This is a genomic window from Candidatus Margulisiibacteriota bacterium (assembly GCA_041650635.1).
Classification (GTDB): domain Bacteria; phylum Margulisbacteria; class WOR-1; order JAKLHX01; family JBAZKV01; genus JBAZKV01.
This window is the reverse complement of record JBAZKV010000018.1, coordinates 18,177-32,749: the sequence shown is the minus strand read 5'-3', so window position 1 is coordinate 32,749 and position 14,573 is coordinate 18,177. Positions and strand designations below refer to the sequence as shown.

Sequence of the window (14,573 nt, the reverse complement as noted above, 5' to 3'; positions counted from 1 at the left end):
CCACACGCAAAGGCAAGGGAGGAGCCCCATTGTCCCGCTCCTGTTTCCGTGGCTATCCTCTTTACCCCTTCCGTCTTATTGTAATAGACCTGGGCTATTGCCGTATTAAGCTTATGGCTGCCGGCTACGCTTACACTTTCATTCTTGAAGTATATCCTTGAATTTGTCTTGAGAGCTTTTTCAAGTTCCAGTGCCCTTACAAGAGGCGTCGGTCTCCAGATCTTTAAAACGTTCCTGATATCGTCAGGTATCTCTGTCCACCTGTCGGGGCTCATCTCCTGCATGATAAGCGACATTGGGAATATCGGAGCAAGGTCCTGCGGTCCCAGCGGTTTGCCGGTCCCGGGATTTAAAGGAGGAGGAAGTTCTCCCGGGAATTCGGCCATCACGTTATACCATTTCTGCGGCAGGTCTTTTTCCGAAAGAACGATCTTTTTGTCCATCTCTATTTCCTCCTGGTTTTTTGCGGCTGTTTCTGCAACAATTATATCAGTTAATGTTGCGCCTTCAAATAGGCCTCTATGAACTGGTCTATCTGGCCGTCAATCACCTTTTCCACATTGCCTGTTTCGGATCCCGTGCGATGGTCTTTGACCAATTGGTAAGGGGCAAAAACATAAGACCTGATCTGGCTGCCCCAGGCTATCTGCTTTTGTTCTCCCTTGAGGTCCTCTATCTTCTGTTTCTGCTCCTTTTCCAGCCTTTCTTTGAGCCTAGAAGCCAGCAGCGTCATGGCCAGTTCCTTGTTCCTGTGCTGTGAAGGGCTGGCCTGCGACTGGGTGATTATCCCTGTTGGAAGATGGGTTATCCTGATGGCGGAACTGGTCTTGTTGACATTTTGCCCGCCGGGTCCGCTCGAGCGGAAAGTGTCTATCCTAAGGTCCTCGGGCTTGATCTCCACCGTTATGTCCTCCCCGGTTTCGGGGATGACCTCGACTGCGGCAAACGAGGTGTGGCGCTTTCCGTCGGCGTTGAACGGTGACATCCTGACAAGGCGGTGGACCCCCGACTCCGACCTTAAGTAGCCGAAGGCATAAGGAGCACGGACAAAGATAACAGTGTTCTTAATACCTGCTTGCTCCCCGTAGGACAGGTCAGCTACTTCGGTCTCATATCCCTTTTCCTCGGCCCATCGCAGGTACATCCTCATCAGTATCTGCGCCCAGTCCTGGGCGTCGGTGCCGCCGGCGCCGGCGTTGATAGAAAGGATGGCGTTCTCTTTATCATGTTCTCCGCTCAACAGAGTGGAAAGCTCGATCCTGTCTATCTGTGTCCGCAATTTTAAAATGTCGTCCTTTAGCGAGGCAAGCGAAGAGCTGTCCTTTTCCTTTGTTGCAATGTCCAGGAACACTTCCGATTCCTCCAGGCCGTTCTGTATCGCAAGCAGCTCGGAATGCTGTTTTTTTGCCTGGTCCAGCTCCTGCAGCAGTTTTTTAGCGCTTGCGGGATCATCCCAGAGGCTGCTGCCGGAAGCTTTTTCTTCGAGCGAGTTCTTTTTCTTTTCCAGTTCATCAAAACCAACCATTTGTTTCAGGGTTTTAAATTTTTCTGATAATTTGTTTATTTCGGTTTTTAATTCTGGCAACATATTATAATTTTCCATTATGATCGGTAGGGGCAGGTCGCGACCTGCCCCTACAATACAATCAATATTACGTGCCCTTTCCCATGCAGCATTTCTTGTATTTTTTTCCGCTTCCGCAGGGGCACGGGTCGTTTCTTCCTGTCTTTTCGCCCTTGACCACGGGAGCAATGGCCCTTGCTTGGTCAGGAGCCCCGTAGGACATTGATTTTATCTTGGGCTTGACGGGCTCCGCAGCCTGCACTATCTGGAGCTTGAACAACAGGCTGAGGATATCTTTTCTTGCCGAAGACATCATTGCCTGGAACATGTTGTAAGCCTCTATCTTGTACTCTATCAGAGGATCTCTCTGTCCCCAGGCCCTTAGCCCTATCCCGTCCCGCAGGGAATCCATATTGTGAAGCTGGTCTATCCAGTGATCGTCTATAGTGCGCAGCATTACAAAACGCTCAAGGTCCCCCATGTTCTGCGGTCCTACCTGGGACTGTCTTGCCTCATACGCCTGTCTTAAAGCTTCTTCTATAGATGAAACAAGAAGTTCCTTTGTTTTGTGCTCCTTTAGGCCTTTTATCTGTACTCCCTGCGGCAGTACCTCTCTGACCGAAGCTTCAAGGCTGTCTATGTCCCATTCGTCGGGATGGATCTTGGGAGGTATCGCCTGGTCCACCAGTTCGGAGGCGACTGCTGATATCATCTCGAAGATCTTTTCGGACAGGTCCCGCTTTTCGAGTATCCTCCTGCGCAGCCCGTAGATCGCTCCTCTCTGTTTGTTCATCACATCGTCGTAGTCCAAGACCTGCTTTCTTATGGAAAAATGGTACTGTTCAACTTTTTTCTGTGCCCGCTCTATTGCGCTTGAGACCAGCCCGTGCTCTATCGGGGTCCCCTCTTCCATTCCGAGGCGGTTCATTATATTCTGGATCCTTTGCCCTCCGAACAGCCTCATCAGGTCATCCTCGAGCGAAACATAGAACCGTGAGGAACCCGGGTCTCCCTGCCTTCCTGAGCGGCCCCTCAACTGGTTGTCTATCCTTCGGGATTCGTGCCTCTCGGACCCTATTATGTGCAGTCCCCCGAGTTCCTTGACGCCTTCCCCCAGAACAATGTCCGTTCCTCTTCCGGCCATGTTGGTGGCGATGGTAACGGCGCCTTTTTGACCTGCCTTGGCCACTATCTCGGCTTCTTTTTCGTGCTGTTTGGCGTTAAGCACATGGTGAGGGACTCCTTTTCTTTTTATCATCTGGGAAACCAGTTCCGAATTTTCTATCGAGATCGTGCCCACCAGAACAGGCCGGCCCGTTTCATAGGAGTTCTTTATCTCTTCGGCTATAGCGGTGAACTTCTCTTTTTTTGACTTGTAGACCATATCCGGAAAGTCCTGCCTTACCATCTTCATGTGGGTGGGTATTTCAAGCACTTCCATCTTGTAGATCTTGATGAACTCGGCCTCTTCGGTCATTGCGGTCCCGGTCATACCGGATAATTTGTTATAGAGCCTGAAATAGTTCTGAAAAGTGATCGTGGCCAGGGTCTGGCTCTCGCTCCTTATCTGGACCCCTTCTTTGGCCTCTATTGCCTGATGCAATCCTTCGCTGTAGCGCCTGCCTGTCATAAGCCGGCCTGTAAATTCATCCACAATAACTATCTCGCCGTCCTTGACAATGTAGTCTACATCCTTAGAAAAGGCGTGATGGGCCTTGAGCGATTCTATTATTGAGTGCGCCAGTTCCATGTTCTCGACATCATAAAGGCTTGCTATCCCCGCGAGTTTTTCTGCCTTTTTGATGCCTGTTTCGGTCATGATCGCGTTCTTGGTCTTTTCGTCTATCGTAAAATCCGCTGTTTTCTGGAGCTTTCTGGCTATCTGGTCGGCCTTAAAGTAAAGAGAAACATCCTCCTCGACAGTGCCGGAAATTATCAGGGGGGTCCTTGCCTCGTCTATCAGGATGCTGTCTACCTCGTCAACAATGGCAAAGTTCAACTCTCTTTGTACGCATTCTTCGATAGAAGAAGCCATATTGTCGCGCAGGTAGTCAAAGCCGTATTCGTTATTTGTTCCGTAGGTTATGTCGCAGGAGTAGGCCTTTCTTCTTTCTTCGTATCCCATCCCGTTCTGGATAAGGCCGACGGAAAGCCCGAGGAACTTGTAGATAGGCCCCATCCATTCGCTGTCCCTTTTGGCCAGGTAGTCATTTACAGTGATCAGATGGCAGCCCTTTCCCGTAAGAGCATTAAGGTACAGCGCAAGGGTCGCAACAAGCGTTTTTCCTTCGCCTGTTCTCATCTCGGCTATCTTACCCTGATGCAGAACTATGCCGCCCAGCAGCTGGACATCAAAATGCCTGAGCCCGATGGTGCGCACAGAGGCTTCCCTTACTACCGCAAAAGCTTCGGGCAGAAGATCGTCCAGGGAGGCGCCTTTCTGAAGATGTTTTCTGAATTCCGCTGTCTTAGAAGAAAGTTCCGCATCGGTCAGCTGTTTAAGGTCAGCTTCAAAGGAGTTTATCCTGTCAACGGAATTCCGGAGTTCCTTGAGTTTTTTCTCCGAGGATACCCCCAGCAGCCTCGCGATTAGTTTTAAGAGCATTTATTCCGCCGGTTGTTCCCGGTCGAGGTTTTCGATGATATGATGCTTTTCTTTGGACGATTCACGCCTTTTTTCGTGGACCAGTTTTTCCTTGAACTTCTTGATCTGGTGGTCTATCTTGTCCACCACGAGGTCTATCGATGCGTACATATCCCCGGTCTCTTCTATGGCGTGAAGCTTGGTCCCCGAAGCCCAGACGGTGACCTTGGCTATCTGGTTTTTGGCGGCTTCCCTTATCTTGCTGAATTCCAGCTCGATGTCTATCTGCTGTACATTGTGGAAAAAATGCTCGATCTTCTGCAGTTTTTTTACCGCGTAATCTTTTAAAGCATCGGTCATCTCCAACCCGTGTCCCTTATAATTGATCTGCATGTCTTCCTCCTTGGATTTTATAGCTAAATTATATCACAACGCCATAGATGCTAAGCTTTTGAAAGAGTATATATAAAGACTTCTGCCGCTCCCCAGGATAAAAGCTCTTTTTTGCATTCCAGAGTCGTGGCGCCGGTGGTCAATATGTCATCAACCAGCAGAACTGCCTTTCCTTTTATCATATCAGGCTGCTTTACACAGAAAGCCCCCTTAACATTGGGGACCCTTTTGGCTTTGTCAAGGCCAAACTGAGGAGTTGTAGGTCTTTGTCTTATTAGGACTTCCGTGAGCAGCGGCGCTTTACAAAACTCAGAAATATCTTTTGCCAAAAGTTGCGACTGGTTGAACCCCCTTTTTCTAAGTCTGTCTCTGTGCAGGGGGACAGGGACTATGACATCAAAGCCAGAGAACGGAAGGCTGTTCAGCATTATTTTTGACAGGACAGGAGCCAATCGTTTCTTTTTATTGAATTTCAATTTCTTGATCGCCTTTTTGATCACGCCTTCATAAATGGCGGCGGACGATGTCATCCCTCCTTCATAGGTAGTGTATTTGATCTGGGAAACGCATTCAGGGCAAAACGCATCGTCCCCTATCATGCCGCAGATGCAGCATTTGGGAGGGAATATAATGTTCAATATGCAATTAAATATTTTTATAAATATGTCCATTTTTTCCATTTTGCAGGGTTATTGATGATATATTTACGGATACTTTCCAATTGAATATAATCACGGATCACATGTTCATAATAATTGCGTTGCCAAACCGATAATTTCGGGGTTTTGCGTATGGTGTTGATTTGTTTGGTTGCGGATGATTTGAAACCCAAAACAAACGATGGGATCGATTTTGGTTGTATATGTTGCCATTTTTGGTATTGCGTACCGTTTTGTAGGGGCACGCGGCCGCGTGCCCCTACTACCATCGGGCAATCAATCCGTACAATTCCATGCATATGGTCCGGCATTATGATGTATTCGTCCAATTTAATTTCCGGACGAATGACGGGTGTTTTTAACCATTCCGTTTTTACCACATTCCCATATTCATTCAAAACCATTTTTTTGTTGATTATTTTTCCGAACAAACATTTGTGTTTATATGCACATATTGTTATGTAATATGCACCGGGTCGGCTGTAATCAAATCCCTGCAACCGGATCGATCCCCTGTCGTGTTTTTCAAATGCCATCATGTCCAACATCCCAGCAATTCCGGCGCCAGGCATATCCCTGATGCGTCCGGTGTGTCATATGCGGGGGTGTGGTATTTTTCGGCACCTTATGATATATTTAAAATCGATGGTTAACTGGGAAGAAATAGTAGAACTGCTGGAGCAGGGAGAGGGACAGTCCCTTGAATTTGAAAAGGCGATCCCTCCTGAGGACGATATCGCAAGGGAATTTGTCGCCTTTTCAAACTGCGACGGCGGTAAGTTCATCCTCGGCATAGACGACAAGAACAAGCATTTTATCGGGATAGAACCCGGACAGGATTTTGTGTCCTGGCTTTCTGACATCGGCGAATCAAAGTGCAAACCTCATATAAAGCCGGCCGTGGAGCTTTTTGAGCGCAGCGGTAAAAAGATAGCGGTCATAAACATCCACGAGGGTGACGAAAAACCCTACAAGACCGATGACATCTGCTACATAAGGGACGGCGATGTCTCTAGGCCGGCCAAAGAAAGAGAAGAACAGGAAATAACCAGTCCCTGGGCGGGCAAGGGTCTTAACAAGAGGCAGAAGAGAGCCCTTGATTATATCTCGGAGCATGGCAGCATCTCTAACAAGGAATACAGAGAGATGTTCGGCATCTCCCACAAGACTGCCCACCTTGAACTGACGATGCTCTCGGACAAGAAGATCCTGCTGTGTCAGGGGGCCGGAAGGTCTACCAGGTACATACTGCCGCCGAACGCAGAAGACTAATTTTTAAATCCTAAGTTCTAGATCCTAAATAAATTCCAAACCCAAAATTCTAAACACCTCTGTTATATGTTTGGGATTTGAATATTGTGGTTTGTTTAGGATTTAGTGCTTGGGGTTTAGGATTTATAATCAGATTTGTCTTGCTGTCATTCCACACTTTTCTCTTAACTTGTTGTGCAATATGCTGGCCCTTGTTATTTTGAATTCACCAAACCTGTCATTTATCTTGTCCATTGCCTCAAGCGCCTTTTTAGTGTTCTCTCTGTATTCTATAAGGCTTGTCTGGTCAATGCCTTTTATAAATCCGGAGAGGCTGATGCCTACAAGGCGGACCGGTTTTTGCAGGGGTTTTGGCAGCAGGGCCAGAGCCGTCTTGTACAGGTCAAACCCGTCGTTGATGTGTTCTCCGAGTTTCTTTTGTCTGCAGTAACCGCTAAAATCCGCGTATCTTACATAAAGAGACACAGTACAGCCTTTGTATCCTTGCTTTCTTGCTCTCCTCCCCGCCTGTTCGCAAAGCTGCAAAAGATAACTTTTGACATCAGAAAGGCTTGTCTCATTCTTCGGAAGTGTATAGGAATGGCTTATAGACTTTGCATTGCTCCCGTTCTTTTGGGGAGCAACGGGGCTGTCATCTTTACCTTCCCCCATGTTTGAAAGCCGCACTCCCTGTACAAGGCCGAACCTTTCTATGAGATTTTGGACGGGATAATTTGCCAATTGTCCGCAAGTCCGTATTCCCATCCTCTTAAGAATTTCATCCGTCCGCTCCCCTATTCCGCACAGTTCCTTTGCCAGGAGGTTTTTTAGCAGCAGAGGAATGTTCTCTTTTTCTATGAGCACCAGTCCGTCAGGCTTTTGAATGCCGCTGGCCACTTTTGCAACAAGCTTGTTAGGGGCGACCCCTATCGAACAGGTAAGCCCGAACTTTTTCTTTATCTCGTCCTTTATCTTGCGGCACAGCTGCAGGACCCCTCCAAATCTTTCGGCAGTTCCGGTTACATCCAGGAACGCCTCGTCTATAGAGAATTCTTCTACAAGGTCGGTATACCGGTAAAAGATCTTCACTATTTCTCTTGTAGTGTGCAGATACTTTGCCATGTCGCCCTCTATCACGATGAGGTCGGGGCATATCCTAAGAGCCTCCCAGGTGGACATAGCGGTCTTTACGCCCCTTGCCCTGGCCTCATAAGAGGCCGTGGCAACGACGGTCCTTTTGGATATGCCGCCTCCCACGGCAACCGGTTTTCCGCGAAGAAAAGGATCACAAGCCTGCTCTACCGAGGCAAAATAGGAGTTCATGTCGATATGAAGGATCAGTCTTCTATCTTCCATATGAGTTCAATGTCGTCAAAGGACAGTTCAAAGGTGTTCGTTCCGTCGCTTACGGCAAAATGATGGACCTTTGACGCCCCGTTCTTTTTTACCCATTCGTAATTTATTTCCCTTACAAGATACTTGCGTCCGTCATTTATAAACCACACGGGCTTGATCTTCCCTTTATCGAAGATGGTTGCGACCTTGATTGTTTGCATTGTTAATAGGTAGGGGCGGGTCGCGACCCGCCCCTACTGCATGAATTTAATTAATACCTGCGTATCAATCCCATTACCTTACCTACCAACCTAAAATTCCTGCTCACCCTGATGGGGTTATATCTTGGGTTTGCCGGGTTAAGGATGATGCAGTCGCTTCTCTTGAAATATCTTTTTACCGTGGCGCCGTCGTCCACCATTGCTACCACTATGTCCCCGTTGTTGGCTTCCGGCTGGGGCTTCACCATTATAAGATCGCCCTCGTTTATCCCGGCTTCCGTCATGCTGTCGCCTCTTACCCTCAGGATAAAACCGTCCCTTATGTTCTTGGCAAAGTCCCAGGCTATGGGTATAGTATCCTCTATGTTCTCAACCGCCAGTATTGGTTTTCCGGCAGCCACCTGCCCTACCAAAGGAAGGTTTACCACCCTTTGCCTGCCAAGTATTTCGATGCTTCTTGCGTTTGAAGATCTCTTTATCCAGCCTTTTTCTTCAAGAGCCTTTAAATGGCTGTGGATGGCCTTTGTAGACTTGATCTTGAATTTATCGCAGACCTCTCTTATGGACGGGGCAAATCCCCTGTCCTCGATGAACTCCGAAACATAATCAAAGATGCTCTTCTGCCGCGGTGTCAGCTCTTGCATGGCTTTTCTCCTTTCTTTTGTTGCTTTTTGAATTATAGTAAACATATGTTTACTTGTCAAGCTAAAAAAATCTACCGGGTATATATCTTGTTTTCTACGCAGAATGGTGTAAGGTAAAAGACTCTACCCTATCGTATGCACCTTGATGAGGTTAGTGGTGCCTTTGACGCCTATGGGGACCCCGGCGGTGATGATGACTACATCGCCTTTTTTGAGCAGTTTTTTCTCAAGGACGGCCTTTTCTATATTGGAGACCATCTCGTCCGTGCTTTTAAAGACCTCCGTCAGTATGGGCAGTACTCCCCAGTAAAGAGAGGTCCTTCTTGCCGCCTCAAGCGAAGTGACGGGGGCAAATATGGGCGCGTTGGGCCGCCATTTTGAGGCCATCAGGGCCGTTGACCCGGAAGAAGTAAAAGTGATTATCGCTCTGGCATCAAGGTCCTCGCAGACATGATAGGCCGAATGCGACACCGCAAAGGCTATGTTCTTTTTTATGTCCTCTTTCTTTATATGCCTCTGTATCACGCATTCCCCTTCAACCTTATCGATAAGCCTTGCCATCATTTTCACGGCTTCCGAGGGATGAAGCCCGCTGGCAGTTTCTTCGGAAAGCATCAGTGCATCTGCCCCGTCAATGATGGCATTTGCAACATCGGTGGTCTCGGCCCTGGTAGGCCTGGTGTTCTCCACCATCGACTCCAGCATCTGGCTGGCCACTATCACCGGACGGCCCGCCCTGGCGCATTTGGTTATGATGGCTTTTTGTATCATAGGGACCTCTTCGGGGGCAAGTTCCACGCCAAGGTCGCCTCTTGCCACCATGACCGCGTCAGCGACATTTATTATAGAGTCTATCCTGGAAACGGCCTCGGCGTTCTCTATCTTTGCAATGACGGGGATAGAAGCTCCCAGCCCTTCTATCAGTTTTTTTGCTTCAAGTATGTCGTCCGAGGTCTTTACAAATGACAGCGCTATATAGTCCACTTTTTCTTTGACGGCAAGCGACATGTCGGACAGGTCTTTTTCTGTCAGGGATTTTTTAAAAATAGATGTTCCCGGAACATTTACGCCTTTGTGTTCTCCGAGAGAACCCCCAGAGGACACTTTGCAGTGAATGTCGGAGCCTTCCACTTTGACCACTTTCAACTCTATAAGACCGTTATCTATAAGGATCTGCTGTCCCGCCTTTACTTCCTGAGGAAGCCCCTTAAAATCCACCGAGACCATGGAATCGTTGCCCTCGATCTGTTTTGAAGTGATGACGAACTCAGCGCCTTTTTTGAGAGCTACGCATTTTTCCTTAAGCCTGCCCGTCCTTATCCTGGGGCCCTGCAGGTCCATAAGGATACCGGTTTGAGGATCGTTCTTCCTTATCTGGGAGATCACCTTTGATGCTCCGGAATGGTCTTCGTGGGACATATTGAGCCTGAAGAGGTCCACTCCCGCCTTTACCAGGGCGGAAAGCTTTTCTTTTGTGTCGCAGGACGGGCCTACGGTCGCTATTATCCTTGTTCTGCTCATAACACAATAATTATATCATTGAGGCGGACAAATTGCTATAATTGTATTATGGCGGGAAAAAGAAAAAAGCAAAAAAAAGCAGGTACTCTCGGGAAGAACCTTCTGATAGTAATGCTTGCTTCTGCTGCCGCTCTGGTCCTGATAATAGGCCGCCTGTCCGCGCAACTGCCTGATGTTTCAAGGTTGAGCAGCCATACGCCGTTCGAGGCTACCATAATATATTCTTCCGACGGCGCGGTCCTTGGCACCATTCACGGCGAAGAGAACAGGATAGTGGTCCCTTTAAACAAGATATCTTCCAACCTGCAGAAAGCTGTGATCGCCTCCGAAGACAATGACTTTTACCGCCACAAGGGTATCTCTCTTAAGGCAATAGCAAGGGCCGCTCTGGTCAATCTGTTCAGCGGCAAAGTTGTGCAGGGAGGCAGTACAATAACTCAGCAGCTGGCCAGGACCGTGTTCTTGTCCACCCAAAAGACCGCTTCAAGAAAAGTATCCGAAGCCTTTCTTGCCATGCAGATAGAAAAACTCTACACCAAGGAAGAGATACTTGAGATGTACCTCAATCAGGTCTACTGGGGCCATAATACTTACGGCGCCGAAGCAGCGGCAGAGATGTACTATGGAAAACATGCAGATGCTCTTACCCTGGCAGAGGCTGCCATGATGTCTGGGATCCTGGGCGCTCCCGAGGCGTATTCTCCGTACAAGAACTTTGATCTTGCTGTTAAAAGAAGGTCCCTGGTACTTTCCAAAATGAAAGACCTGGGTATGATCTCAGAAAAGCAGAAAAAAGCAGCGGAAGTAGAGCCTGTCGCTCTGTCAATGAACAAGCTCAACAAATACAAGTTCACCGCTCCCTATTTTACCTCCTTTGTCATAAATAAACTCGTGGCGGATTACGGCAGGGACATTGTCTACAAAGGAGGGCTCAGGGTCTATACTACGCTTTCCATCCCGCTTCAGAAAGCCGCGGAAGAAACTATCACCGGGTTCATAAATACCGAGGGCATCAAGTACCATTTTTTGCAGGGCGCGCTGGTCTCGCTTGACCCCAACACGGGCAAGATACTTGCAATGGTGGGCGGCTACAATTTTGATAAGAGCGAATATAACCGGGCCGCACAGGCAAAAAGGTCCCCCGGTTCCTCGTTCAAGCCTTTTATCTATGCTGCTGCCATGGAAAAAGGCGTTTCCCCGGGAGAGGTCATAAGCGACAGTCCCATGTCCTTTGATGTGTTCCCCGACAAGGACCATCCCGACGGAAAATGGAAGCCGATGAACTTTGACAGAAGATTCAGAGGGAATGTCACTGTCAGATATGCGCTTGAAAACTCTTTGAACATACCTTCAATTAAGCTGATCCAGAAGGCAGGACCGCAGAATGCCGCAAATCTGGCAAGAAGACTCGGCATCACATCTCCTTTGACCGAAACTCTTTCCCTTGCCCTGGGGACTTCGGATGTTTCGCTCCTTGAGATGACATCCTCCTATGGGGTGTTTGCGTCAAACGGTTTGCGGCTTGAGCCTTATGCGATAGAAAAAGTAGTTGACAGGGACGGAAAGACCATTGAGGAAGCAGAACCCAGGGCGGTACAGGTCCTTGATCCCGGGGTTGCTTCGGTCATGGTAGATATGATGAAAGGCGTTATTACTTCGGGAACCGGCAGAAAAGCCGCACTAGGGCGGCCCGCGGCCGCCAAGACAGGCACTTCGGAACGCTTCCGTGATGCCTGGTTCATAGGTTTTGTGCCTCAGCTTGTCACCGGAGTGTGGGTCGGAAACGATAACAATTCTTCCATGAAAGGGGTCGCTGAGGTCGCGGTCTGTCCCAGAATGTGGAAGGATTATATGACAAAAGTCCTGGTCAATACTCCTCCTCAGGATTTTGCCGAGCCATCCGGGATGGTCAGGGTAAGAATCTGCACGGTCAGCGGGCAGCTGGCAGGGCCAAACTGCCCTTCCGCAAAGATAAGGACAGCGACCTTCTGGAGAGGCAAAGAACCATCGAGACAATGTCCGTCACATTCCGCTCCGGCTCCGCCAAAAGAGGAAGGATCAGAAGTAGAGGAAGAGACCATACAGGATATCGAATATGATTTTAATCAGGAGGCCTTCTAGTGATAAAGTTCGGTACCGACGGCTGGAGAGCTCAGATCGCAAGGGATTTTACCTTTGACAATGTAAGAACCGTAGCTCTGGCCTTTGCCGCGGCTTATTCTGGACAGGCCGGACCCGTTGTCATAGGTTATGATAACAGGTTCCTTTCTTTTGAGTTTGCCTCATGCGCGGCCGAGGCTATTGCGGAAGCGGGACTTCAAGTGCTGCTCTGCGACAGGTCCTGTCCCACTCCGGCCGTTTCTTTCCATGTCGTGCTCAATAAGGCTGCCGCAGGCGTCATGATAACGGCCAGCCATAATCCCCCGCAGTGGAACGGCTTTAAGATAAAAGAGCCTTACGGGGGCTCGGCCCGGCCGGATACGACAAAAAAAGTGGAATCCCTGCTTGGTTCTGATCCTTCAGGAAGTAAAGAAACCGGCAAAATATCAACTTTTGATCCGCGTCCGGATTATCTAAAAAAAGTCCGGTCCTTTGTTGACCTTGAACTGATCGCTTCGTCAGGCATCAAATTGATCTGCGATCCCATGCACGGCAGCGGAAGCGGATATCTTAAGGCGGCGCTCGATGGCTCCGCCGAAGTTATAGAGCTTAACTCCGGAATTGACCCTACATTCGGCGGCATAAATCCCGAGCCCATAGAAAAAAACCTTCCTCTCCTTAGAAAGACCTGCAGGCAGACAAGGCTGTCGGGAATAGCTCTTGACGGTGATGCCGACCGCCTGGCGGCCTGCGGCTCGGGAGGCGCCTTTATAAATACCCATCAGGTCTATGCACTTCTGCTTTACCATCTGGTCGAGAACAAAAAGCTGAGCGGCAGTATCGTTAAGACCTTTAATCTAAGCCGCCTAATAGACCGAATGGCAGACAGGTACGGCCTTAAGGTCTTTGAGACTCCGATCGGCTTTAAATATATTGCGGACCTCATGATGAAAGAGGATATCCTGATGGGAGGCGAAGAAAGCGGCGGCATGGGCATAAAGGGCCATCTTCCCGAAAGGGACGGCGTTTTGGCCGCTATGCTGCTGACGGAGCTGATGGCAGTAAAAAAGAAGCCGCTGGACCGCATCCTTGACGATATTTCCAAAGAATTCGGACTGTTCTTCTATGACAGGCTTGATCTGCATCTTGAAGAAGAAAAAAAACAGAGGCTCGTAGGGCTTCTGGAAAAATCCCCTCCGGCAGAGCTGGCCGGTTCAAAGATCAAAGAGGTTCAGCGGCTTGACGGGACCAAATTTATTTTTGGAGACGGCTCCTGGATACTCTTTAGGGCTTCGGGTACCGAGCCGCTCCTGCGCATATACTCCGAGGCTGATGCTGTTCAAAAAGTGGCAGGGCTTATAGAGGCAGCAAGATCATTTTGCCTCAACGGTTGAAGAGCCGGACCTTCTTTTTATCTCATCCTCAAAGGCCTTTTTTGCTTCAAGCTGAGATATCTTTTCGTTCTCTGCTTTTAGCTGAGCAGGGAGCTTTAATTCCTTAAAGACTTTGGCCAGCTCTTTGTGCACATCTATATTGTCGCCTGCAAGCACCGATACCATAGAGAACTGGTTCCTTGCCATAGAATTATAAGCTTCTCCGCTTGCGGGGTTGGATGTGGTTTTTGCCATGTCCAACAGCGACTTGCCGATAAAAAGCCTGGCAGACAAGTCGTTCCCGGCCAGATCAGCCGCTTTCTGGTACTGGGACGCGGCTTCTTGGGGGCTGCCCAGCTGTTTCATCAGGTCGGCATAAAAGATCCTGTAGTACGGGTTATTAGGATTGCCATCAATAGCTTTTTTGTATTCCGCAACCGAGCCCAGTGAGTCCCCTTTTACCCTTTTGTCAAATGCTCTAATGGCGGGATCTTTTATCTCTATCTTTGCCTTGGACCTTAAGCCCTCCAGCCAGGAGGCAAATACGGCTTTCTTCTTTTCTTCAAGAAGTTTTTCCTTGTCCGGGTTCTTTATGAGCTTTGTGTCAGTCACCTTAATGATGTGGTAGCCGAAATGCGTCTTTACAAGGCCGGAGGTCTGTCCCGGTTTAAGCGAAAAGGCTGTCTCTCCAAACTCTTTTACCATGGCGCCTTTCTTGAAGAATCCAAGGTCCCCTCCCTTTACGGCGCTGCCCGGGTCCTTTGAATACTCCTCTGCCAGTTTAGAAAAATCCCTGCCCGATCTGACCAGCTCCAGTACCTCTTTTGCCTTTTTCTCGTCCGGAAGGAGTATGTGCTGCGCCCTGACCTCTCTTAAGTCGTCTGCGCTAAGAGAAATCCCCTCGCGCAGCCGCGAGGTTTTTTTCTGT

13 protein-coding genes and 1 pseudogene are annotated in these 14,573 nt (G+C 48.8%); 3 read left to right on the top strand and 11 right to left on the bottom strand.

The features are described 5' to 3' along the window. The 6 genes from WC490_06065 to WC490_06040 all read right to left on the bottom strand — a co-directional run. Positions 1 to 443 (bottom strand): pyridoxal-phosphate dependent enzyme (locus WC490_06065; protein MFA5098169.1); only part of this gene is annotated, 443 nt, incomplete at its 3' end. 50 nt (positions 444 to 493) lie between these two features. Next, on the bottom strand, positions 494 to 1,588 hold the full coding sequence (gene prfB, locus WC490_06060) for a peptide chain release factor 2 (protein ID MFA5098168.1): 1,095 nt from the start codon (positions 1,586 to 1,588) through the stop codon (positions 494 to 496). A gap of 64 nt (positions 1,589 to 1,652) precedes the next feature. Then, the gene (secA, locus tag WC490_06055; protein MFA5098167.1) at positions 1,653 to 4,169 is read right to left on the bottom strand and encodes a preprotein translocase subunit SecA; all 2,517 of its coding nucleotides are present in this window, start codon (positions 4,167 to 4,169) and stop codon (positions 1,653 to 1,655) included. Beyond that, positions 4,170 to 4,541: a ribosome-associated translation inhibitor RaiA gene (raiA, locus tag WC490_06050; GenBank protein ID MFA5098166.1), complete on the bottom strand. Its 372-nt coding sequence runs from the start codon at positions 4,539 to 4,541 to the stop codon at positions 4,170 to 4,172. A gap of 50 nt (positions 4,542 to 4,591) precedes the next feature. Further along, on the bottom strand, positions 4,592 to 5,212 hold the full coding sequence (locus WC490_06045) for a ComF family protein (GenBank protein MFA5098165.1): 621 nt from the start codon (positions 5,210 to 5,212) through the stop codon (positions 4,592 to 4,594). Beyond that, on the bottom strand, positions 5,197 to 5,772 hold the full coding sequence (locus WC490_06040; protein MFA5098164.1) for a transposase: 576 nt from the start codon (positions 5,770 to 5,772) through the stop codon (positions 5,197 to 5,199). Before WC490_06040 ends, WC490_06045 begins: the two co-directional genes overlap by 16 nt. A 55-nt stretch (positions 5,773 to 5,827) precedes the next feature. Here WC490_06040 and WC490_06035 point away from each other — a divergent pair, with 55 nt between their 5' ends. Beyond that, positions 5,828 to 6,472, top strand: coding sequence for an RNA-binding domain-containing protein (locus WC490_06035; protein MFA5098163.1), 645 nt, complete (start codon positions 5,828 to 5,830; stop codon positions 6,470 to 6,472). Positions 6,473 to 6,601: 129 nt separating this feature from the next. On the opposite strand, the gene dinB is transcribed toward WC490_06035, so the two are convergent. The 4 genes from dinB to pyk all read right to left on the bottom strand — a co-directional run bounded on the left by dinB (position 6,602) and on the right by pyk (position 10,172). After that, positions 6,602 to 7,807 (bottom strand): DNA polymerase IV, encoded by a 1,206-nt coding sequence (gene dinB / locus WC490_06030; protein MFA5098162.1) that lies wholly within the window; start codon positions 7,805 to 7,807, stop codon positions 6,602 to 6,604. Continuing rightward, positions 7,789 to 8,007, bottom strand: coding sequence for a hypothetical protein (locus WC490_06025; GenBank protein MFA5098161.1), 219 nt, complete (start codon positions 8,005 to 8,007; stop codon positions 7,789 to 7,791). The genes dinB and WC490_06025 overlap by 19 nt, the downstream gene beginning before the upstream one ends. 50 nt (positions 8,008 to 8,057) lie before the next feature. Then, positions 8,058 to 8,651 carry a transcriptional repressor LexA gene (lexA, locus tag WC490_06020; GenBank protein MFA5098160.1) on the bottom strand — a complete coding sequence of 198 codons (594 nt, stop codon included), beginning with the start codon at positions 8,649 to 8,651 and terminating at the stop codon, positions 8,058 to 8,060. A 123-nt stretch (positions 8,652 to 8,774) separates the two neighbouring features. Beyond that, on the bottom strand, positions 8,775 to 10,172 hold the full coding sequence (pyk, locus tag WC490_06015; protein MFA5098159.1) for a pyruvate kinase: 1,398 nt from the start codon (positions 10,170 to 10,172) through the stop codon (positions 8,775 to 8,777). Positions 10,173 to 10,220: 48 nt separating this feature from the next. Here pyk and WC490_06010 point away from each other — a divergent pair, with 48 nt between their 5' ends. Together WC490_06010 and WC490_06005 are read left to right on the top strand one after the other, a co-directional pair. Next, a complete protein-coding gene (locus tag WC490_06010; protein ID MFA5098158.1) occupies positions 10,221 to 12,293 on the top strand; it encodes a penicillin-binding protein 1A in 2,073 nt (690 codons plus the stop codon). Further along, positions 12,293 to 13,666, top strand: coding sequence for a phosphoglucomutase/phosphomannomutase family protein (locus WC490_06005; protein MFA5098157.1), 1,374 nt, complete (start codon positions 12,293 to 12,295; stop codon positions 13,664 to 13,666). Before WC490_06010 ends, WC490_06005 begins: the two co-directional genes overlap by 1 nt. A 576-nt stretch (positions 13,667 to 14,242) precedes the next feature. On the opposite strand, the pseudogene WC490_06000 reads toward WC490_06005, so the two are convergent. Beyond that, positions 14,243 to 14,512 (bottom strand): annotated as a pseudogene (locus WC490_06000) (peptidylprolyl isomerase). Positions 14,513 to 14,573 lie beyond the last annotated feature (61 nt).